The organism is Guyparkeria sp. (genome assembly GCF_041687595.1).
GTDB lineage: Bacteria > Pseudomonadota > Gammaproteobacteria > Halothiobacillales > Halothiobacillaceae > Guyparkeria.
Window position 1 is genome coordinate 26881 of sequence record NZ_JAWLBP010000004.1, and the last position, 22318, is coordinate 49198.

The following is a 22318-nucleotide window of genomic DNA, read 5'->3' on the forward strand; positions in this document are numbered from 1 at the left end:
CTGTCGCCCTCGCCCTGCCGGGCGATCTCCTCGCGCCGAGCCTCGATCTGCTCGAACAGGTAGTTGCGGTTGTACAGGCCGGTGAGCAGGTCGCGGCGGGCAAAGTATTCCAGTTGCTCGGAGATGTCGCCGGTATCCTCCTTGACCTCGGTGGCGAAGATCTGCAGGCAGGGTTCCCCGTCGAACGACGCGGCCGTGCTGTGCACGCGCACCTCGATCTCGTGCCCCCCGGAGGCCCGCAGGGTGAAGCTGTCCTCGGCATCCTCGGTCTTCAGGAACTTCTTCAGCCGCTGCGCCGAGTCGCCCACCGCCAGGTCGAGGATCGGCTCCTCCCTGAGCTCGTCGACGCTGGAGAAGCCCAGCAGGTCGAGATAGGGCTGGTTGGCGTAGATGTGCAGACCGTCCTGGATGTAGGCCACCGCCTCGCTCGACCCGTCGATCAGCTTCTGGCAGCGCAGCTCCGATCGCGCCAACTGGCTGCTGGCCCGCTCGCGGTCGCGGTAGACCAGGGCGAACTCGACGGCACGCTGGAGCAGAGTCTCCACCAGCAGCTCGTCGGTGATCACCAGAAAGGCGCCGGCCTCGAGGAATTCCTCGACCTGGTCGGGAGACGCCCCCTCGCTGTAGACCACCAGCGGCATGCCCTTGATCCCGGGATCGCGCTCGACCTGCTTGCGCAGCGCCTGGACCACGGCCAGGGCGCGATCGCCGTACTCGATGTAGGCCACGTCACAGGGGGTCTTGCCCAGCTCGGCCCGCGCGCTGTCGTAGTCACGCGCGTGGTGAACGCTGGCCTGCATGCCCGCGTTGCGCAGCTCGCCCCTCAACGCGATCGAGTCGTTCACCGACTCGGTGACGTGGAGGATGGAAAAGGGTGTGTTCTCGATGGATTCAATGGCGGTCACTCGTCGCCTCCATTACCACCAGGTGGGAACCGACCATCACGATTCGCTCCAGGTTGATGTTGATGTCTGCGCCCTGCTCGCGGATCACCGTCAGCCGACGACCGCGCTCGGGCAGTTCGGGTGGGACGACCAGGCGATCGATCCGCTGCTGATCATCCACGCGCGCCAGCACCGGCCAGGTACCCCCCGCCGGCGGGCTGCCGTCGGCAGGATGGGCAAAGTAGGCCATCCAGTCGCCGGGCAGGCGTTCGACGCCCATGTCGACGGTGCGGTTCTCGCTGTCGAGATGACGCACCCAGCGGATGATGCCCAGGCCGACCACCGCCTCCAGGCCGCCGACCTCCTCGTCCGGGTCACGCTCGATCAGGATCAGCTCGTCGACTGCCGCACGGCTGTTTTCCGCCATGCGCCAGTGCAGTCGCAGCCCGCGCTCCGAGAGATTGACCACGTCCCAGACGGCCGGCTCGTTCATCCGCATCGGCTGCTGACCGTTGCCGCTGGCGTCGGGCAGTGCCTCCCAGTCGAGATCGTTCTTGCGTCCGGAATCCATCTCCAGCTTGAAGTCGCGAATGCTCTGCTCCCGGTTGACCTCACCGTGAACCGGGCGCTCGAGTCCCTCCCAATCCAACCCGGAGAAGGTCAGGTGCTCGGACGGTCGCACGCTATAGAACATCTCGTCGAGCAGGCGGCGATGCACGCTGTTGAAACCGATCGTGATCAGCGACTGCTCGCCCCGTGCGGCGTGGCTGCCTTTAACGCGCTTTTCCCGCGGCCCGAGGAAGAAGTGGAGCCGATGGAGAAAGCCGAGCAGCGCGGCCCGGCACTCGGGCTCCAGCTCCTCGAGGGCATCCTCGCCGTAAAGCTTCTCGACGTCGACGAACACCGTACCGTCGGCCGTCGCCTGTCCGCCACTGAACGCCACGTGCGGGGCGATGCGACCGGTCATGTCGACGAACCGGCCCGTACCCCGTGGCTTGTGGGACGTGATCCGCACCAGGCCCGCACACTTCTGCAGACAGGAAAACAGCGACTCCATCTCCTCGACCGTGAGCGAGTAGGGATTGACCATGCTCAGTAGCAGGATGGAGACGTAGGTACTGCGCACCACCGCCCAGGCGGCCGGATGATCACGCTCGAGTTCGCGGCAGGCCGAGCGGGCGAACTGGTGCAGGTCGGCCAGCAGGGGCTGGGGCACACTGACGTAGAGCAGGTAGCAGTCGAGGACCTGCCTCGCCGCCCAGTCGACCCGCCGCTGGTGGGCGCCGGCCAGCATCGCCCCGGAACCTTCCGTCCGGGCCATGCCCAGTTGCAGGTTCACGAGGGCCTCGGCAGCTCGGTAGAGGGTGAAGAGAGCCGAAAGCTGGGAGCGCGCCCGCTCGGTCATCGGCAGTGGGCTCTGGCGCAGGCCACGGCGCAGCGCGGTCGCGGTACGATCGATGGCCGGCTCCAGGTCCGCCAGCAGCTGAAGCAACTGGTCGTCGGTCATCGATTCCAGGTCCGCTCGCCCCAGGAACCCGACCAGCAGGCCGGCCGCCTCGATCGGGTCGACGATTGGGATCTGATCGAGCAGCGATCTCAGATCGCCCGCGGCGTCCGATCCCGGTGTGGATTCCGGCATGTCACGAAACTCCTTTTCCTCTCGCCCCCGGTTGGGACGTCCCTGCCCCGTCGGCCTGACGGTGGCGCCTGAAACGATACTCTATTCAATACGGCCGCCCGAATCCATCGCCACCCGAATGAAATGCGCCGGCAGGACGCAGGATTCCCTCAGCCAGCATTACCGACGGGGGTCTTGCTGGGTTCGCCGGGAATCTCGACCACGTAGCGCGGCACCAGGTAGCCTGGCAGGCGGCTTCGCAGCGCCTCGACCAGTGCCCTGCCCCGCGCCTCCGTGACGGCGAAATGCGCCGCTCCGGCCACGGGGTCGAGCTGGTGCAGGTAGTAGGGCAGCACCCCCTGGTCGAACAATCGCTCCGACAGCTCGGCCAGTGCCGTCTCGTCATCGTTGACGCCCGCCAGCAGCACCGCCTGGTTGAGCACCGTGACACCGGCCTCGCGCAGGCGGGCGAAGGCGGCCCGACTGCCCTCGGTGAGCTCGTCGGCGTGGTTTACGTGCGCGACCAGCACCACCGACAGACCGCTGTCGACCAGCATCCGGCAGAGCTCGGCATCGATGCGTTCGGGCCGGACCGTCGGCAGCCGGCTGTGGATGCGTAGCCGGGCGACACGAGGGATGGCCGCCAGCGACTCGATCACGCGGGCGAGCCGGCGGTTGCTCAGCACCAGCGGATCACCCCCGGAGAGGATCACCTCGGTGATCTCGGGGTCGTCGGCCAGGTAGTCGATCGCGCGTGCCAGGGAGGTATCGTCGAGCCGCTGCTCGCCATAGGGAAAATGCCGACGGAAGCAGTAACGGCAATGCACGGCGCAGGCGCCGGTGAGCACCAGCAGGGCGCGCCCCCGGTACTTGTGCAGCACGCCGGGCACCGCATTCGAGGCCAGGTCACCGACCGGGTCGGTACCGAAACCGGGGACGGAATCGAACTCGCGCGCATCGAGACGGAACTGGCGGGCAACCGGATCCGAGACCGCCGCGATCTCGTCGATCAGCGGCGTGGTCAGCTCGCGAAAGTCCGGCTCGCCCGGTTCGCTACCATGCTGGGTTGTTTCCGGCATATCGGGTATGATCGCCCCCATTTCCACAGCGTTTCGAATCAATCGATCAGGTTTCCCATGGCTAACTACAGCACCAACGAATTCCGCGGCGGCCTCAAGGTCATGCTGGACGGCGATCCGGCGATCATCATCGAGAACGAGTTCGTCAAGCCGGGCAAGGGTCAGGCCTTCAACCGGGTCAAGCTCAAGAACCTCAAGACCGGCAAGACCATCGAGCGCACCTTCAAGTCGGGCGATTCGCTGGAGGCGGCCGACATCCTCGAGCTGGAAATGCAGTACCTCTTCTCCGACGGCGAGGAATGGCACTTTATGGACCCGGAGAGCTTCGAGCAAGTCGTGGCCACCCGCGAAGCGGTGGGTGACTCGGCCCAGTGGCTCAAGGAACAGGATCTGTGCACCCTCACCCTGTTCAACGGCTCGCCGATCCAGGTCCTGCCGCCCAACCACGTCGAGCTGAAGGTGGTCGAGACCGATCCCGGCCTGCGCGGCGACACCGCCACCGGCGGCACCAAGCCGGCCCGTCTCGAGACCGGCGCGGTGGTCAAGGTGCCGCTGTTCATCGAGGAAGGCGAGGTGCTGCGTTGCGACACCCGCACCGGCGAGTACCTCTCCCGGGTCAAGAGCTGAGGCCAACCCTCTGTCTCACCCCTCCCCCGACACGCCCCACTGGCGTCCCGGTGCCGACCGGGAAATGCTCGACGCGCGGGCCCGCCTCAAGCGGGTACTGCGAGACGAGCTCGAACGCCGCGACTCGCTGGAGGTCGACACCCCGGCGCTGATCCGCAGCGGCGACTTCGAACCCAACATCGCCCTCTTCCGCGTATCCAGCCCGGACGGCAGTCCGGCGGGCAGCCTGCACAGTTCGCCCGAGCTGATGATGAAGCGCCTGTTATGCGCCCACCCGACCCTGCCGGGCATCCACTATCTCGGCCCGGTGTTCCGCGCCGGCGAGGCCGGGGCACGCCACAACCCCGAGTTCACCATGCTCGAGTGGTACGAGACCGGCTCGGATCTCGACGCCGCGATCTCGACCACCCTCGAGCTGATTCAGGCGGCCCGCCAGGCCCTGGATCTCACACCGGCCCCTGTGGCGCACCGGGACTACGGTCTCCTGTTCCGTGAACGGCTGGGCCTCGACCCCTACCACGCCGACACCGCCATGCTTCAGCGCACCGCGCACCTGTCCGGTATCTCGGTACATGAGCCCGGTCGGCTGGACCGGGACGACTGGCTCGATCTCCTGATGAGCACGGTGATCGAGCCGAGCTTCCCCGACGATCGGCTGACCGTGGTGAAGGGCTTCCCTGCCAGTCAGGCGGCCATGGCACGGCTCGAGACGATCGACTTCGAGGAGCACCGGGTGCGTGTCGCCGCACGCTTCGAGGTCTTCGGGGGCAAACTCGAGCTGGCCAACGGCTACCATGAGCTCGCCGACCCTGCCGAGCAGGCGGAACGTCTACCGGATCCCGCCAAGAGCGGGACGGATGGCCGCAGCCGGCGGTTGTTCCTCGAGGCGCTGGAGCACGGCCTGCCCGATTGCAGTGGCGTGGCGATGGGCTTCGACCGCCTGTTGATGTGGCTGACGGAGCAGCCGACCTTGGATACGGTCCTGCCCTTCTCCGAACGCAGGGTGTAAGCGTGCCGGCCCGCGACGGTCGGACGATTCGCGTCAGCCCCCGACCTGCAGGCGCTGGCCAACACGCACCGGCATCTCCGGCTGCCACGCCGGGTCGAAGTCGACGCCCGGTCGTGTGAGCAGGATCACCGTGGACCCCATGTTGAACCGACCCATCTCGGCACCGCGCTCCAGGCGAATCGACAACCCCTGCTCCTCGGCGTAGCGCCAGCGCCCGATCTGCCGTTGCGGGCTGGGCGTGACCAGCCCCGCCCAGACCGTCTCGATCGCCGAGACGTTGATCGCGCCGACCAGCACCATCGCCATGGGGCCGTCGGCGGTATCGAACAGGCAGACCACCCGCTCGTTGCGGGCGAACAGGCGCGGGACCTCGGCCACCGTCCCGGTGTTCACGGAAAACAGCCGACCGGGCACGTGGACCATCTCGCGCAACTGGCCGGTGACCGGCATGTGGACGCGGTGGTAGTCACCCGGTGACAGGTAGAGCGTGGCAAATGAGCCGTCGGCGAACTGCGCGGCCAGTTCCTCGTCACCACCGAGCAGTTCGAGCACGGTATAGTCACGCCCCTTCGCCTGCAGCAGGTTGCCCGACTGCACGTGCCCAATCTGGCTGATGCGCCCGTCGACCGGGCTGATCCAGGTGCCCTCGTCGCCTTCGAGCGGACGCACGCCCTCGGCGAGCGCCCGGGTGAAGAAGGCATTGAAGGTTGGATAAGCCGCCGGATCCGTCTCGGCGGCCTCGTTGAGATCCACGCCGAAGGTTCGGGCGAAGCGCCGGACCAGCCAGGTGGTCCACGGTGCCCGCCAGCGAGTCACCCGGAAGACCAGGCCCGAAATCAGGTGATGCGGCAGGAAGAGCTGGGTCCAGGCCCAGAGCCGGGATTTCAGCGGTCGTGCCGAAGATGTCGTCGCCATGTTGCCTCGTCGTTCGCGCGTTGTGGCCGTTGCATCGTCAGACCCGGCCCGGTGTTGTATCGTTCCCCAATTATGCACCCTTTTGCCTGCTCTCAGGTCCCTTTCAGGTAGGTTCCACCATGAATCCGGTTGACCCGACGGAATCCGCCGGCGCTTCGATGCTCGGCAGCCCCGACAATCTCGAGACGATCCTCGACTTCATCCGCTGGGCCGCCAGCCGGATGGACGAGCACGGCGTGTTCCTCGGTCACGGCACCCTCAGCTATCTCGACGAGGCCGCCTGGCTGGTGCTCGAGGGCCTGCGACTGCCGCCGGACCTGGGCAGCGACTGGTGGTCGTCACGGGTGTCCGCCGACGAGAAGGCCGAACTGGTCGAGCTGATCCGTCGGCGCTGCCTCGAGCACACGCCCACGGCCTACCTCCTCAACCGGGCCTGGTTCATGGACCAGCCCTTTTACGTCGACGAGCGGGTGCTGATTCCCCGCTCCCCCTTCGGCGACCTGATCCGCGACGACTTCCACGGCCTGCTGGGCGCCGGTGTCGGAACCGGCCGCATCCTCGACGTCGGGACCGGCTCGGGCTGCATCGCCATCGCGCTGGCCGAGCATTTCCCCGAGGCACGGGTGATCGGCAGCGACATCGACTTCGGCGCGCTGTCAGTCGCCTCGCGCAATGTCGGCGACTACCAGCTCAGCGATCGTGTCGACCTGCTGCAATCCGACCTGCTCGATCAGTTGCTGGACGACGAGGGACAGCCCCTGGTCTTCGACTTGATCGTCAGCAATCCGCCCTACGTCGACCCGGACGAGGCCGAGGACCTGCCTGACGAGTACCACCACGAGCCCGCCGACGCCCTGTTCGCTCCAGAGCAGGGGCTCGCCCTGGTCGAACGTCTGCTCGACGATGCGCCCACCCACCTCCAACCCGGCGGCTGGATCTTCGTCGAGATGGGGAACGGACGCCACTGGTTCGACCAGCGCTGGCCAAGCCATCGCGGCTACTGGGTGGATCTCTCTCCCGCTCCCTCCTCGATCATCGGCTTCCCCCGGGAAAAACTCGCCGACTGGCGCGGCCAGAATGGCTGAAAATTGTTTTTCACATCCCGAAATCCAGTCCAGAAATCGACATGGTTTCAGAAACTTGTTGCCGTTTTCGGCCAGTCAATTGAAAAACTGATGCCCATGGGGCTTGTTTTTATCGCCCCCGGGGTGAACAATCGTCAGGTGACGGATTGTTCGGGAGCGGCCGGACTCTTTCCCGGCGAGATCGCGGGAAAGTAGCCACTCCCTGGTTCCTTTGATGGGAGAGTGAGACATGGCACATATCGTAATCCTCGGCGCCGGCATCGGCGGTCTGCCAGCCGCCTACGAGGCCCGGCAGGAGCTGGGCGACGAACACAAGATCACGGTGATCAACGCCGAACCGTACTTCCAGTTCGTTCCGTCCAACCCCTGGGTGGCCGTCGGCTGGCGCAACCGTGACGACATTACCTTTCCGATCGAACCCTACGTCAAGCGCAAGAACATCGACTTCATCGCCCAGTCGGTCGAGCGTATCGACGCGAAGGGCAACCGACTGGAACTCGCCGACGGCGAGACGGTGGAATACGACTACCTGATCATCACCACCGGCGCGAAGCTGATGTTCGACGAGGTGGAGGGTTCGGGTCCGCACGGCGGTCACACCCAGTCGGTCTGCACCATCGACCACGCCGAGCAGGCCTACGACGACTTCAAGAAGCTGGTGGAGAACCCGGGCCCCGTGATCGTCGGCGCCATGCCGGGAGCGAGCTGCTACGGGCCGGCCTACGAGTACGTCTTCATCCTCGACTCGGCCCTGCGCAAGAAGAAGATCCGTCACAAGGTGCCGATCACCTATGTCACCGCCGAACCGTACATCGGCCACCTCGGCCTCGGTGGCGTCGGGGACTCCAAGGGCATGCTCGAGTCCGAGATGCGCGCCCACGACATCAAGTGGATCACCAACGCGAAGACCACCAAGGTCGATGAAGGCGTGATGCACGTCGAGGAGCTAGACAACAGCGGGGAGGTCAAGCAGAAGCACGAGCTGCCGTTCCACCACTCCATGATGCTTCCGGCGTTCAAGGGTGTGGACTGTGTCGCCGAGGTCGAGGACCTTTGCAACCCGCGCGGCTTCGTCAAGGTCGACGACTACCAGCGCAGCCCGACCTACCCCAACATCTTCGCCGCCGGCGTGGCCATCGCCATCCCGCCGATCGAGAAGACCCCGGTCGCGACCGGCGCTCCGAAGACCGGTTACATGATCGAGTCGATGGTCACCGCCATCGTGCACAACATCCACGCCGAACTCAGCGGCAAGGGCGAACCTGACAGCAAGGGCTCCTGGCAGGCCATCTGCCTGGCGGACTTCGGCGACCGGGGCGCGGCCTTCATCGCCCTGCCCCAGATCCCGCCGCGCAACGTCAACTGGTTCGCGGCCGGCAAGTGGGTGCACCTGGCGAAGATCGCGTTCGAGAAGTACTTCATTCGCAAGATGAAGAAGGGCACCTCCGAACCGCTGTACGAGAAGTACATCATGCGGGCGATCGGCCTGAACCGGCTGGAAAAGTAGGCCGGACGACCGGCTCGCGACCGACGAGGCCCGCCGTTACGGCGGGCTTTTTCGTGCCCGACAATGTGGGAAGGTAACAGCCGAGCGATGGAAACGCCGACCAGGGCCTGCCTGTGCGGATATGCGGGCCGTCACTAGCCGGACAGGGATGCGGCGGCGTCGGACAATCTAGCTGGGGCCCGCGCCCCTCGGAGGTAAAACGGGACTAGCCTCGCCGCGTGTCGAGTGCGTCCCGCGTCGCCTCGCCGACGAAAATCAGCAGCACCAGGGTCCCGACGAGCACCAGGAAGGTAGACACCGACAGCCACCAGGCGTCGATATTCGATTTCCCCTGCGAGAGCAGTTCACCCAGCGACGGGGTGGACGGCGGGACGCCGAGACCAAGGAAATCGAGGCTGGTCAGCGCCAGCACCGCCCCGGAAATCCGGAACGGCAGGAACGTGATCACCGGTGTCATCGCGTTGGGCATCAGGTGCCGGAACATCAGCCTGGGACCGGAAACACCCAGCGCGCGGGCGGCCCGGACGTAGTCCAGGTTTCGCCCCTTGAGGAATTCCGCGCGCACGTAGTCGGACAGCCCCATCCAGCCGAACAGCGCCAGCAGGGCCAGCAACAGCCCGATCGAGGGCTCGAAGATCGAGGCGAAGATGATCAGCAGGTAGAGCTCCGGCAACGCCGACCAGACCTCGATGAACCGCTGGAAGGCCAGGTCGACCTTGCCGCCCAGATAGCCCTGCACGGCACCGGCAAGCACCCCGATGGCCGTACCGATCACCGTCAGTGCCAGGGCGAACAGCACCGAGATGCGGAAGCCGTAGATCAGGCGTGCCGCCACGTCCCGGCCGCGATCGTCCGTGCCCAGCAGGTGGCGGCTGTTGGGAGCGGCCGGGTTCGGCTGTTCGTTGTAGTAGTCGATCGTGTCGAAGGAGAACGGGATCGGCGCCCGGATCGCCCAGCCGTCACGCTCGATCAACTCGATCACGTGCGGGTCGGTGTAGTCCGCCGGGGTGGCGAAATCCCCGCCGAAACGCGTTTCCGCGTAGTCGTTCCAGAGCGGAAACAGGAGTTCGCCCTGGTGCTTGACCAGCAGCGGGCGGTCGTTGGCGATCAGCTCCGCGCCGAGGCTGAGGACGAAAAGCGCGAGGAATATCCACAGGCTGAACCAGCCGCGACGATGGCGACGAAAGCGCTTCCAGGCGCGCTTCGCCGTGGAGACCTGTCCTTCGGCGCCGCTGCCCTTCGCGACGGCAGACTCCGCTCCGGCATCGACGATTGACATCTAACCCACCGCCTCGAAATGAATGCGCGGATCGACCCAGACGTAGACGAGATCCGACAGCAGCTTGCCGAACAGCCCGATCAGGCTGAACACGTACAGCGTGCCCAGCACGACCGGGTAGTCACGCTGCAATACGGCGTTGTAGGACAACAGGCCCAGCCCGTCGAGCGAGAAGATGGTCTCGATCAGCAGGCTGCCGGTGAAGAACGCGCCGATGAACGCCGCCGGGAAACCGGTGACGATCGGAATCAGCGCGTTGCGGAAGACGTGGCGGTAGAGTACCGTGCGCTCGGCCAGACCCTTGGCCCGCGCGGTGAGCACGTACTGCTTCCTGATCTCCTCGAGGAAGCTGTTCTTGGTCAGCATCGTCATCACGGCAAAGTTACCCACCACCATCGCGGTGATCGGCAGCACCAGGTGCCATAGGTAATCGAGGATCTTGCCCATCAGGGACAACTGTTCGAAGTTGTCCGAGGTCAGGCCACGCAGCGGGAACCACTGCACGAAGCTGCCACCGCCGAACAGCACCAGCAGGACCAGGCCCAGAACGAAACCGGGGATGGCATAGCCGACCAGGATGACCGTCGAGGTGATCGAGTCGAAGCGCGAGCCGTCGCGCACCGCCTTGGCCACCCCTAGCGGAATGGAGACCAGGTAGGTCAGCAGGAAGGTCCATATCCCGAGGCTGATCGAGACAGGCAGCTTCTCCGCGATCAACTCGCCCACGCTGCGCTGGTAGAAGTACGACTCGCCCAGGTCGAAGGTGAGGTAGTTGCCGACCATCTCGCCGAAGCGTTTCCAGGCCGGCTGGTCGAATCCGTAGAACTCGCGGAACTCCTCGATCTGTTCGGCGTCCAGCCCCTGCTCTCCGCGGTAGAGCCCCTCGGTGAGCGCACCGCCCGACTCCGCCCCGCTGCCGTCGGCCGCGCCCTTGAGCTGCATCATCAACTGCTCGACCGGGCCGCCGGGAACGAACTGGATGACGGCGAACGAAATCAGCAGGATCCCGAACAAGGTCGGGATCATCAGCGCCAGCCGCTTGAGGATGTACGGCCCCATCTAGGGCGTGCCTCCCGGGGCCGAAGGATTCGGCAGAGGATCGGTCTCGCGACAATTCTCGATGCACACGACGCGGCGCTCGACCTGCCCGCCACAACCGACGTAGCACTGGTCGAATCCCTCCTGGCAGCCGCAAGGCTCGTTGCAATGCTGGTCGATCACCCGCTTGCGGATCGTTGCCCGATCGGGGGCGGCAGGCGGGACCGGCGGGTCGTCGTAGAACCGGTCCGTGTACCAGAACGGACCCGGGTAGCCGTAATAGAACGGATGGTGGTAGTAGCCGAAGTTCAGGGCGTGATCGAGTTGGTAGAACTGGCGCTCGCGCATGTAGCGTTGCCGTTCAACCTCGTAGCGCTTCAGCGCTTCTTCGAAGGCGGCGTCGGCCCGCGGCTCGATGCCGGCGATGCAGGCCTCGCGTCGCGACTGGCAGTCGGCCTGACAGGCCTTCATTTCCACGTGACAACCCTGGAGGCAGGCCATGCCCGCCTCGGTCGCCGGCGGAACGTAGCGCACCTCCGTGGCATAGCGGGGGGAGGCACAGGCCGAAAGGACCAGTGCGGATGCCGCGAGGAGAAACGCGCCCCGCCAGGGTCCCGCCCATCGCCGACAGATGCTTTTCGCCTTCATTGCCCTCGCCCTCCCTTCAGAGTTCGGTCACGTCGTTGACCACCGGACCAGTCTGCGCCTCGGGGTGGGTCTGCCACCAGGTCTGCAGCACCCAATCCATCGCACTGTAATAGCGCGGCAATGGCCGATCGTGGTAGCCGAAGCGGTTCCACCACGCCAGCCGGTGCGAGCCGATGTACCAGTTCGGCACCAGGTATTCGTTCCACAGCAGCACGCGATCGAGCGCGTGGCAGGCCGTGACCAGTGCCCCGCGATCCTTCGCGTAGATCACCGCCTCTATCATGGCATCCACCACGGGATTGTCGATCCCGCAGTAGTTGCGTGATCCCTCGCGTTCGGCCGCCTGCGATCCGAACATGTCGCGCAGTTCGTTGCCCGGCGACTGCGACTGGCCGTAGGAAATGACCGTCATGTCGAAGTCGAAGCGGTTCATGCGCCGCTGGTAGAGCGCGACGTCGATCGTGCGGTAGGACACGTCCACGCCCAGGCGGCGCAGGCTGTAGGCATAAGGGGCGACGATGCGCTCGAACCCCTTCTGCGCCAGCATGATCTCGAAGGCGAACCGCTCGCCGTCGGCATTGCGCAGCACCCCGTCGACAACCTCCCAGCCTGCCTCGGCGAGCAGTCGCTGTGCCTCGATCAGGTGCGCACGCTGCGCCTCGGGGTCCGGCGCGTCGGGCACCTGGTGGGGGCGCTCGAACAATGCCGGGGGCAGTTGTTCCCGATGCGGCTCGAGCAGTTCGAGTTCGCGGCCTTCCGGCACCCCGGTGGCCGCCAGTTCGCTGTTGGCGAAATAGCTGTCACAGCGACTGTACTGCCCGTAGAACAGGTGGGTGTTAGACCACTGGAAATCGAAGGCGAGGTTCAGGGCCCGGCGTACACGGCGGTCGGTGAACAGACGCCGGCGGGTGTTCATCGCGAACCCCTGCATGCCCGCATTGTTGTGGTGGGGAATCTCCCGCCGACGAATGCGACCTTCCTCGAAGGCTTGTCCCTGGTGGGCCCGCGCCCAGCGCTTCGAGTTGGTCTCGTGGAAAACATCGAACTCGCCGGCCTTGAAGGCCTCCAGCGCCACCGTCTCGTCCTTGTAGTACTTGAAGGTCAGATGCCGGAAATTGAACATTCCCCGACGCACTCCGAGATCGCGTGCCCAGTAGTCGTCGCGTCGACGATATCGGATGTCCCGCCCGAAGTTGATCTGCTCGATCTCGTAGGGACCGCTTCCCACCAGGGGCGTGCGTGAATGCTTGGCAAAATCGACCGATTCCAGGGAGCGGCGCGAGAGTACCGGCAACTCACCGATGATCAGGTGCAGCTCGGGATTCAAGCGCCTGAAATCGAAACGGACGTGCCGGGGATCAACGACCGTCACGCCCTCGACGTCTCCCCAGTAGTGGCGATAGCGCGGATGGGCGTCCTCGCCCACCAGCGTCTCGAAGCTGAAAGCCACGTCCCGGGCGGTAACCGGCGTGTCGTCGGCAAAGCGAGCATCCGGATTGATCCGGAACGTGACCGACAGGCCGTCGTCGGCCAGATCCATGCGATCGGCGAGCAGACCGTAGGCCGAGAAGGGCTCGTCCCAGGCACGCGCCACCAGCGTGTCGAACAGCAGGTTGTTGGTCCCGGCCGCCGCCAGCCCCTTGAGCACGAACGGGTTGAGGGAGTCGAAGGTGCCGAAGACCGACATCGCCAGCTCGCCTTCCCGCGGCGCCCCGGGATTGACGTAGCCGAAGTGCGACAGCTCGGCGTCATAGGCCGGCTCATAGCCCAGTGCCGTGGCAAAGCCCGCTGCAGACGCCACGCCGGGCAGGAAACAGGCGCCCAGCAACCCGCCGGCCCGGCAGAGAAAGACGCGACGTCCGGGCAGGGCAATACCCGTCAAACGGCCATCGGCGGGCAATTCCTTCCCGGGGTCCGACGGCGGGTGTCCGGATTTGGGGTGCTTGTTCCTCATCAGGCGAATACAATACGGTGAAAGTCCAACCTAGACCAAGGGAAAACAGGAGAGACACATGGGATTCCTATCCGGCAAGCGCGCCCTGATCACGGGCATTGCCAACAACCGCTCGATCGCCTTCGGCATCGCCGAGGCCATGCACCGCGAAGGGGCCGAGCTGGCCTTCACCTACCTCAACGACCGCTTCAAGCCGAAGGTCGAGAAGGCGACGAAGGATCTGGGTTCCTCCATCTACCTGCCCTTCGACGCGACCGACGACGCGCAGGTCGAGGCACTGTTCCCGGCGCTGGCCGAGCACTGGCCGGAGGGCGTGGACATCGTCATTCACGCCATGGCCTTCGCTCCGCGCGAGGCGCTCGACGGGGATTTCCTCGACGGCATGTCCCGCGAGGCCTTCGCCCAGGCACACGACGTGTCGGCCTACTCGCTGGCCGCTCTGGCCAAGGCCGGGGAAAAGCACATCCGCGACGAGGGGGCCCTGCTGACCCTGAGCTACCTCGGCGCCGAGCGGGTCATGAAGAACTACAACGTCATGGGCGTGGCCAAGGCCTCGCTGGAAGCCACCGTGCGCTATCTCGCCGGGTCGCGACTGGGCCAGCGCGGCATTCGGGTCAACGCCATCTCCGCCGGGCCGATCAAGACGCTGGCGGCCTCCGGCATCGGCGACTTCAAGGGCTTTCTCGACTACGTGGCCACCAACGCCCCGCTCAAACGCAACGTGACCATCGAGCAGGTAGGAAACACTGCCGCCTTCCTCTGCTCCGACCTGGCCTCGGGCATCACCGGCGAGAACGTGCACGTCGATTCCGGCTACTTCATCACCGGCATGGGCGAGTGCGGCAAGGACTAGGTCCACACCCTGTCGGACCACGAAAAGGGGCGCCCGAGGGCGCCCTTTTTTTCGTGCCATCCGACCGGCTGAATCCGGGTTCCGGGCGGCGGCGCCCCCCGATTAACCCAGTATTTTTATAAACAACCACTGGGTAGCAGCCAAAAAGTTTGATTGGCTGGCGACATCTTTCGGGTCCAACATAATGAACAAAGGGAATATCAGAAAAACAGCATTTACTGGAGGAGATTGATGACGACTGCCAGCCTGAAAAGCGTCTTCCATTTCGGCGAGGAAATCGAGGGTTACCCCGTTCGGGTGATCAACGAGCGAGAGGCCCGCGCGGCCGCCGGCTTGCTTGCCCTGTTCGCCGGCTTCGCCTTCGCCCAGGCCTACCTCACCGGAAACTTCATGTGGGAGCGCCTGCTGATCATCGCCTTCTCGCTCGAGTTCGGTATCCGAGTGCTCGTCAACCCGCAGTACGCGCCGTTCATGATCCTGGGCCGGCTGATCACGCGCAACCAGGAAGTCGAGTACGTCGGCGCCCCGCAGAAGCGGGTGGCCTGGTCGATCGGGCTGCTCATCGCCGCCATCATGATCTGGGTGGTGTTCGTCGAGGCGAACACGGGCCTGATGAACCTGGTCGGCTGTTCCGCCTGCCTGCTGTTCCTGGCCTTCGAGTCGGCCTTCGGCATCTGCCTGGGCTGCGCGGCCTACAACCTGCTCACCGGCCAGAAGGCACAGCTCTGCCCGGGTGGCGCCTGCCGGATCAAGCAGCTCGAGCCCATCCAGCGCGTCAAGTGGTGGCAGGTGATTCTCGTCGTGGCATTCTTTGCCCTGCTGTGGTCCATTCCCGAGTACAACCTCTGGAACATCCAGGACAACGTCGAAGTGGACGACTCCAACTTCGACACCATCGACCTCGACAGCCTCTCGTACTGAGATCGCGCCGTCAGCCGACACGAAAAAGCCCGCCGACCCCGGCGGGCTTTCTTTTGGTTGATACGCGGACGTCGTCGCGAGCCGGTCAGCCCCGCTCGGCGGACGTCGCCCCTTCCTCGCCCTCCTCGAAGCGCGTGTCGGTCAGGACTCGATCCTCGCCCCGCAGGCGGGCAACCACCACCGCACCGGTGGCATCGCTATAGACGTTCACCGACGTCCGGACCATGTCGAGTACACGGTCCACCACCAGCAGCAGCCCCATCGCCTCCAGCGGCAGCCCAAGCACGCCCAGGATCAGGGCAATCGCCACCAGGCTCGCCGAGGGCACAGCGGCCACCCCGATGGAGGTCACCAGCGCGAGCACGACGATCAGCACCTGCATCGACAGCGAGAGGTCCACGCCGTAGGCCTGGGCGATGAACAGCACGGCGGCGCATTCGTACAGCGCGGTGCCGTCCATGTTGATCGTCGCGCCCAGTGGCAGGACGAACGAGGCAGTCTCCCGGGACACCCCGGCCCGCTGGGTCAGCGCGTTGAGAGTGACCGGCAGGGTGCCGGCCGACGAGCTGGTGGAGAAGGCCACCAGCAGGGCGGGCCAGATGGCGCGCATGAACAGGATCGGCGAACGCCGGGCCACCAGCCATAGCACCAGGGGCAACACCACCAGGGCGTGGATGGCCAGCCCCAGCACCACCGCCAGGAAGAAGTCCAGCATGGGCAGGAGCACCGACAGGCCGCTCTCGGCGATCACGCCGGCCACCAGGGCGAACACCCCGATGGGCGCGACCCGCATCACCCAGTGGGTGATCTGGATCATGACGTCCTGCACGCCGGCCCAGAAGTCCTTGACCACCTGCCGGCCGGGCGAGGTCACGCGGGTCAGGGCGATGCCGAACAGGACCGAGAAGAAGATCAGGCCGAGCATCTGGGCATTGGCCCCGGCCTCGACGATGTTCGCCGGCACCATCTCGCGCAGGATGTTGAAGAACCCGCTGAGCTCCTGTCCCTCGAGCCGCCCGCTGACCTCCTCGCCGATCGGCGGCAGTTCGACGGTCTGCGACAGGGGCTGCCCACCCGAAATGCCCGGCTGGTACAGGTTCATCACCAGCAACGCGGTGGTCACCGCCATGGTGGTCGAGAATACGTAGTAGATGACGGTCCGACCGGCCATCATCCCGACCCCGCCGGCACTGCCCATGCTGGCCACGCCCGTGATGATCGATGCGGTGATCAGCGGCACGATCAGCATCTTCAGCGCATCGAGAAAGAGCCCGCCCACGAAGGCATAGATGCTGCCGAGCGGGATGCCGGCCGCCTCGGTGCCGAAGACGCTGCCGACGAGAAATGCCGCCAGCAGCGCGCCCAGAATCTGCCAGTGCAAGGCCATGCCGCTACTCCCCGGCGACCGCCCGCCTCACGGGCGGCGCATGTCGTCTCTAGTCGATCGCCCGCTCGCGAATGTTCACATCCGCCTCAGCGCGCAGCGAGCGCATGAAGGTGGCGATCAGTCGATCGGACTGGTTGGCCTCGAGCTGCCTGGCCATCAACTGGCGGGCCTCGGCGTCGAGCTCTGTCGGCTCGCCTGCCCGGACACCCGAGAGCCGCAGCACGACGCGATCACCGTTGCGCAGGGTGGTAACCGCGCTGGCCACCGCATCGGACGCCGGCGGCGTCATGCCGAAGGCAGCCTGCAAGGCCTCGACGGGCATCTGCTCGTCCGACTCCCCACGCTGGTACCAGCCCGCCTCGACCCAGTCGGCCGCCGGCTCGTCCGCCACGACCTGCGAGGGGTCGCTGCCGTCATCGAGCGCCGCACGCATCGATTCGGCCATCTCGCCCATCGCCTCGTCGATCGCGTCACGCTCCCACTGCTCACGCACCTGCGCCTCGACTTCCTCGAACGGCAGCGGTTGGGCCTCGCGGTAGTCCTCGACTCGCACGACGACCCCATGACTGGATCCGATCTCGATCAACTGGCTGTTGAAACGCTCCTCGAGCACGCCCTCGTCGAAGGCCGCGTCGCGCACGCCCGCATGCTGGCCGATGCCATCACCCGAATCACGACTGACCCAGCCGCTCTGCTCGATCGGCAGGCCGATGGCCTCCGATGCCGGCACGAGGCTGTCGGGCTGTTCGTAGCTCACGCTCGCCAGTTCCTCGGCCGCATCGTAGTAGGCGCGCTCCGCGGCATCCTGGCGCAGATCCTCGAGCAACTCGCCCCGGACCTCCTCCAGCGGCGGCACGGCCGCCTCCTCGACGTCGTAGACCTCGATCAGGTGCCAGCCGAAGCGTGTGCGCACCGGCTCGCTGATCTCGCCCTCCCCGAGAGACGCCAGCGCCTGGTCGAAGGATTCGGCAATGTCACCTTCCCGGACGCGACCCAGGTCACCGCCTTCGTCACGGGAGCTGGTGTCGTCGGAGAGCTCGGCGGCCTTCTCGGCGAAACTCGCTTCGCCCGAGACGATGGTCGCACGCGCCTGCTCAAGGCTCTCGCGGGCCGCATCGACATCGGCGGCATCCGCATCGTCGGGCAACTGAATCAGGATGTGCCGGACCCGCTTGGCCTCTTCCCCTTCCTGGCGAGCCTTGTAGTCCTCGTAGGCGCTCGCGAGAGCCGCCTCCGAAATATCCTGCGAGGCGGCGAGACGCTCGGGGGTGATCTCGATGTAGGCGAGTCGCACCTGCTCTGGACGTTCGAACGTCTCGGCGTGCTCCTCGTGGTAGGCACGCAAATCGGCCTCGTCGGGCTCGGGAAGCGACTCGGCCACCTGCTCGCGGTCGATCCGGATCAGGCCGACCTCCCGCGACTGGTCGCGCAGGGCGACCAGTTGACGCACCTCGGGGTCGGTGACGAACGCGCTGCCGATCAGGGCCCGGTCGAGCGTGTTGAACAGCTGGTCGCGACGAACGTCGTTCTCGAACTGCTCCACGCTCATACCCTGCTGGGCCAGACGACGCTCGTAGGTTTCCCGATCGAACCCGCCATCGGCATGAAACGCCGAAATGCCCCGAATCACCGCGGCCACGCGGTCGTCGGGCACGACGTATCCCTGCTCCCGAATGAAGCTGACCAGCAGCCGCTCGTTGATGATCTCGTCGAGCACCTGGCGCTTGAGCCCCATCTCCTCGAACATCTCCGCGGTCAGTTGCTCGTCACTTTCGGCAATCAACTGTGCGCGGCGTTCGGCAAAGGCCCGGTCGAGCTCACGCGCAGTGATCTCCTCGCCATCGACCTCGGCAACCGTGGGATCGCTTCCCCCGCCCATGTATTCACCGACACCCCAAAGCATGAACGGGATGCTGATCAAACCAACGATCACATAAGCGAGCCAGCCGCGAATCTTCTCGCGGATATCCATCAACATGTCTTCTTCACTCCCCGTGCGGGTCTGTCTTTCGATCCGGGACCAGCCGTGTCCCCTGGTCGGCACGGCCATGGGCGTGCCCATGACCCTGAACGCCCGGCATGATAGCAGGGCTTGGCGGCCTCACCCATCGCCATCCCGTTAGTCGGCCGACATCTCGCGTAGCTGCCATCGGTGAAACCACGTCGGAATGCCGGGCACGCGGGGCAGGCAGACAAAAAGAAAGGGGCGTTGCCGCCCCTTTTCCGTGAGTGCGCCGACCGGTTCCGTGCCGGTGCGCACCCGAGTAAACCTGACCGTCGGATCAGTTGACCGCGTCTTTCAGGCCCTTGCCTGCCTTGAACGACGGCAGCTTGGAAGCCTTGATGTTGATCGTCTCGCCGGTACGCGGGTTGCGACCGGTACGGGCCTCGCGCTCGCGAACGAGGAAGGTGCCGAAGCCGACCAGCGTGACCTGATCGCCCTTCTTCAGCGCGCCACCAACGGCGTCGATGAAACCGTCCAGGGCACTCGCGGCCGCCGACTTGGAAATATCAGCATTAGCGGCCATCGCATCGATCAGTTCAGATTTATTCATACCTTGTCATCCCTTGGTGAAAAAAGTGTCTGCTCGGGTTCCGGCCCAACGCGCGTCAAAATCACTACGCGGCGCGGCTGGCCACCGCACGGAAACAGCGTCATCAGTTATACAAGTGCGACCTTTGGGCTGTCAACACGCAAGTGGCCCGCCGGAAAGGGCTTGGTGGCGCGATTACAACGCTTGTCCGGACGAGTGTCCCCATTTGGCATGAAGGACAAGCTCGTCCCCCGGCCCGCTGCCCTTCCCGATCCAGACAAAAAACGCCCCGGCGAAACCGCTGGGGCGTCCGAGTCGAGAGGCGGTGCCAAGGCAGCACCGCAGCCCCTCACACGAGGTTAATGGGCCATGCTCTTGCCCTTGCCCCCGCGCTTTTTCTTCTCGATCAGGCCGACGTCGCCGGCTGGCGTGGTCTCGTTCGGCATCGGCATCCGTGTCAGCGCTGCCTCCAGCACCTGGTCGATCCAGCGTACCGGCCGGATGTCGAGCTTCTTCTTGATCTGCTCGGGAATCTCGACCAGATCCTTGCGGTTCTGCTCGGGGATCAGCACCGTCTCGAGGCCGCCGCGCTGGGCCGCCAGCAGCTTCTCCTTGAGTCCGCCGATGGGCAGCACCTCGCCGCGCAGGGTGATCTCGCCGGTCATGCCGACAGCCGCCTTGACCGGAATCCCGGTCAGCGCCGAAACGATCGCGGTGCACATCGCGCTGCCTGCCGACGGGCCATCCTTCGGTGTCGCGCCTTCCGGCACGTGCACGTGGATGTCGCTCTTCTGGTTGAAGTCCGGATCGATGCCCAGTGTGTCGGCACGGGCGCGCACGACCGTCAACGCGGCCTGGATGGACTCCTGCATGACCTCGCCGAGCTTGCCGGTGTACTTGAGGTTGCCCTTGCCCGGCACCGTGGTCGCTTCGATGGTCAGCAGATCGCCACCCACCTCGGTCCACGCAAGCCCGGTGACCTGGCCCACCTGGTCGGTCTCCTCCGCGCGACCGAAGTCGAAACGCTGCACGCCGAGGTACTTGTCGAGGTTCTTCGGCGTGACCGAAACCCCCTTCTTGTCCCTGGCGGTGATCAGTTCGCGGACCACCTTGCGGCAGATCTTCGCCAGCTCGCGCTCGAGATTGCGCACGCCCGCCTCGCGGGTGTAGTGACGAATGATGTCGCGGATGGCGTTGTCGCTGACCTTGAGCTCGCCCTCCTTCAGACCGTTGGCCTTGACCTGCTTGGGCAGCAGGTAGCGCTTGGCGATCTCGGTCTTCTCGTCCTCGGTGTAGCCGGCGATGCGGATGGTCTCCATCCGGTCGAGCAGCGGTCCGGGAATGTTGTAGCTGTTCGCCGTGCAGACGAACATCACCTCGGAGAGGTCGATGTCGACGTCCATGTAGTGGTCGGCGAAGGCCTTGTTCTGCTCGGGATCGAGCACCTCGAGCATGGCGGCCGCCGGGTCGCCACGGAAGTCGGAGGCCATCTTGTCGATCTCGTCGAGCAGGATCAGCGGGTTCCTGGTGCCGACCTTGGTCAGTGCCTGGACGATGCGACCCGGCAACGCGCCGACGTAGGTACGCCGATGGCCGCGGATCTCGGCATCGTCACGCACGCCCCCCAGGGCGATGCGGCCGAACTTGCGGTTGGTGGCCTTGGCGATCGACTGGCCCAGCGAGGTCTTGCCCACGCCCGGGGGCCCAACCAGGCAGAGGATCGGGCCGGCCATCTTGCGCACGCGCGTCTGGACCGCGAGATACTCGATGATCCGCTCCTTGACCTTCTCCAGGCCGAAGTGATCGGCCTCGAGCACTGCCTCGGCGGCCTCGAGATCGTGCTTGATGCGCGTGCGCTTCTTCCACGGCACGGCCACCATCCAGTCGAGATAACTGCGGACCACGGACGCCTCGGCGGACATCGGCGACATCATCTTGAGCTTGTTGAGCTCGGACCTGGCCTTATCGCGAGCCTCCTTGGTCATGCCCGCCTTCTCGATCTTGTCCTCCAGCTCGTCGAGCTCGTTGCCACCGTCCTCGAGCTCGCCGAGCTCCTTCTGGATGGCCTTCATCTGCTCGTTGAGGTAGTACTCGCGCTGGCTCTTTTCCATCTGCTGCTTGACGCGGCCACGGATGCGCCGCTCGACCTGCAGCGTGTCGATCTCGGACTCGATCAGCATCATCAGCCGCTCGATGCGCTCGCGCAGGTCGATCATCTCGAGGATCGATTGCTTCTCGTCGATGCCAAGCGCCATGTGGGCAGCGATGGTGTCGGCCAGGCGCGAGACGTCGTCGATGCCGGACAGCGAAGTCAGCACCTCCGGTGGCGTCTTCTTGTTGAGCTTCACGTAGCTCTCGAACTGGTTGAGCAGAGCACGGGCCTCGAGCTCGATCTCGCGCTCGTCGGCACCGGCCGGTGCCGCGATAGACTGCACCGCGGCGGTCAGGTGCCCGTCGTGCTCCTGGACGGAAGAAAGCTCCACCCGCTCGATCCCCTCGACGAGCACCTTGATGGTGCCGTCCGGAAGCTTGTGCAACTGCAGGATCGAGGCCAGCGTGCCCACGCCGTGCAGGTCCTCGACGCCCGGATCGTCCTTTTCCGCATCCTTCTGGGCGACCAGAAGCAACTGCTTGCTGCCCTTGACCGCCTCGTCCAGGGCCGCGACCGACTTGGGTCGCCCGACGAACAGCGGGATGACCATGTGCGGGTACACCACGACATCACGCAGAGGCAGCACGTCGACCTGTCGCGGTGTCGCCGGGACGTTTTCGGAAGAATGTTCGAAGTCAGTCATGTTTCGGTATACCTGTGACGCCCTGAGGGCGGTGTATTCGGGAAAGACCCGCGTCGGAACGGGAATCGACTTGCTTTAGACGTATGACCGGAGAATAGCTTTTCAACCCGGCATTTTCAGTGCCTCGGCACGGCGGCCGGACACGAAAACACCCCGCTGGGCGGGGTGCTCGAGGATCGGATCAT

The 22318-nt window shown here is 65.4% G+C and carries 17 protein-coding genes and 1 pseudogene; 6 read left to right on the forward strand and 12 right to left on the reverse strand.

Translation table 11 applies throughout. The annotated features are described in order from the left end of the window. From ACESL5_RS01465 to epmB, 3 genes are all read right to left on the reverse strand, one after another. A partial coding sequence (locus ACESL5_RS01465; protein WP_372591002.1) for a hypothetical protein occupies window positions 1-905 on the reverse strand: 905 nt, incomplete at its 3' end. Then, window positions 892-2523: a hypothetical protein gene (locus ACESL5_RS01470; RefSeq protein ID WP_372591003.1), complete on the reverse strand. Its 1632-nt coding sequence runs from the start codon at window positions 2521-2523 to the stop codon at window positions 892-894. The genes ACESL5_RS01465 and ACESL5_RS01470, both read right to left, overlap by 14 nt. Window positions 2524-2672: 149 nt before the next feature. Next, window positions 2673-3581 (reverse strand): EF-P beta-lysylation protein EpmB, encoded by a 909-nt coding sequence (epmB, locus tag ACESL5_RS01475; protein ID WP_372591004.1) that lies wholly within the window; start codon window positions 3579-3581, stop codon window positions 2673-2675. Window positions 3582-3638: 57 nt separating this feature from the next. On the opposite strand from epmB, the gene efp reads away from it, so the two are divergent. Next, complete coding sequence (gene efp / locus ACESL5_RS01480; protein WP_372591005.1) at window positions 3639-4208, forward strand: elongation factor P; 570 nt, start codon at window positions 3639-3641, stop codon at window positions 4206-4208. Window positions 4209-4272: 64 nt separating this feature from the next. After that, window positions 4273-5217: an amino acid--tRNA ligase-related protein gene (locus tag ACESL5_RS01485; RefSeq protein WP_372591006.1), complete on the forward strand. Its 945-nt coding sequence runs from the start codon at window positions 4273-4275 to the stop codon at window positions 5215-5217. A 33-nt stretch (window positions 5218-5250) separates the two neighbouring features. Here the strand turns inward: ACESL5_RS01485 and asd are convergent, their stop codons facing one another. Beyond that, window positions 5251-6132: an archaetidylserine decarboxylase gene (gene asd, locus ACESL5_RS01490; protein WP_372591007.1), complete on the reverse strand. Its 882-nt coding sequence runs from the start codon at window positions 6130-6132 to the stop codon at window positions 5251-5253. 119 nt (window positions 6133-6251) lie between these two features. Here asd and prmB point away from each other — a divergent pair, with 119 nt between their 5' ends. Together prmB and ACESL5_RS01500 are read left to right on the forward strand one after the other, a co-directional pair. Beyond that, on the forward strand, window positions 6252-7217 hold the full coding sequence (prmB, locus tag ACESL5_RS01495; protein WP_372591008.1) for a 50S ribosomal protein L3 N(5)-glutamine methyltransferase: 966 nt from the start codon (window positions 6252-6254) through the stop codon (window positions 7215-7217). A gap of 229 nt (window positions 7218-7446) precedes the next feature. Continuing rightward, window positions 7447-8724 carry an NAD(P)/FAD-dependent oxidoreductase gene (locus ACESL5_RS01500; RefSeq protein ID WP_372591009.1) on the forward strand — a complete coding sequence of 426 codons (1278 nt, stop codon included), beginning with the start codon at window positions 7447-7449 and terminating at the stop codon, window positions 8722-8724. 205 nt (window positions 8725-8929) lie between these two features. Here ACESL5_RS01500 and ACESL5_RS01505 read toward each other — a convergent pair whose 3' ends face one another. The 4 genes from ACESL5_RS01505 to ACESL5_RS01520 are packed head-to-tail and all read right to left on the reverse strand — an operon-like array spanning window position 8930 to window position 13571. Then, on the reverse strand, window positions 8930-10003 hold the full coding sequence (locus ACESL5_RS01505; protein ID WP_372591010.1) for an ABC transporter permease: 1074 nt from the start codon (window positions 10001-10003) through the stop codon (window positions 8930-8932). After that, window positions 10004-11062 (reverse strand): microcin C ABC transporter permease YejB, encoded by a 1059-nt coding sequence (locus ACESL5_RS01510; protein ID WP_372591011.1) that lies wholly within the window; start codon window positions 11060-11062, stop codon window positions 10004-10006. After that, window positions 11063-11689 (reverse strand): hypothetical protein, encoded by a 627-nt coding sequence (locus ACESL5_RS01515; protein WP_372591012.1) that lies wholly within the window; start codon window positions 11687-11689, stop codon window positions 11063-11065. Window positions 11690-11705: 16 nt separating this feature from the next. Further along, window positions 11706-13571, reverse strand: a complete 1866-nt coding sequence (locus ACESL5_RS01520) for an extracellular solute-binding protein (RefSeq protein WP_372591013.1) — start codon at window positions 13569-13571, stop codon at window positions 11706-11708. 130 nt (window positions 13572-13701) lie between these two features. On the opposite strand from ACESL5_RS01520, the gene ACESL5_RS01525 reads away from it, so the two are divergent. Further along, window positions 13702-14496, forward strand: a complete 795-nt coding sequence (locus ACESL5_RS01525) for an enoyl-ACP reductase (protein WP_372591014.1) — start codon at window positions 13702-13704, stop codon at window positions 14494-14496. A 231-nt stretch (window positions 14497-14727) separates the two neighbouring features. Next, a complete protein-coding gene (locus ACESL5_RS01530; RefSeq protein ID WP_372591015.1) occupies window positions 14728-15417 on the forward strand; it encodes a DUF4395 domain-containing protein in 690 nt (229 codons plus the stop codon). An 85-nt stretch (window positions 15418-15502) separates the two neighbouring features. On the opposite strand, the gene ACESL5_RS01535 is transcribed toward ACESL5_RS01530, so the two are convergent. The 4 genes and pseudogenes from ACESL5_RS01535 to lon all read right to left on the reverse strand — a co-directional run. Next, window positions 15503-16804 carry a dicarboxylate/amino acid:cation symporter gene (locus ACESL5_RS01535; RefSeq protein WP_372591016.1) on the reverse strand — a complete coding sequence of 434 codons (1302 nt, stop codon included), beginning with the start codon at window positions 16802-16804 and terminating at the stop codon, window positions 15503-15505. 49 nt (window positions 16805-16853) lie between these two features. Next, window positions 16854-18782 carry a SurA N-terminal domain-containing protein gene (locus ACESL5_RS01540; protein WP_372591017.1) on the reverse strand — a complete coding sequence of 643 codons (1929 nt, stop codon included), beginning with the start codon at window positions 18780-18782 and terminating at the stop codon, window positions 16854-16856. Window positions 18783-19086: 304 nt separating this feature from the next. Continuing rightward, complete coding sequence (locus tag ACESL5_RS01545) at window positions 19087-19359, reverse strand: HU family DNA-binding protein (RefSeq protein WP_372591018.1); 273 nt, start codon at window positions 19357-19359, stop codon at window positions 19087-19089. Window positions 19360-19784: 425 nt separating this feature from the next. Next, window positions 19785-22133 (reverse strand): annotated as a pseudogene (gene lon, locus ACESL5_RS01550) (endopeptidase La); the annotation flags it as partial. Between the last annotated feature and the right edge of the window lie 185 nt (window positions 22134-22318).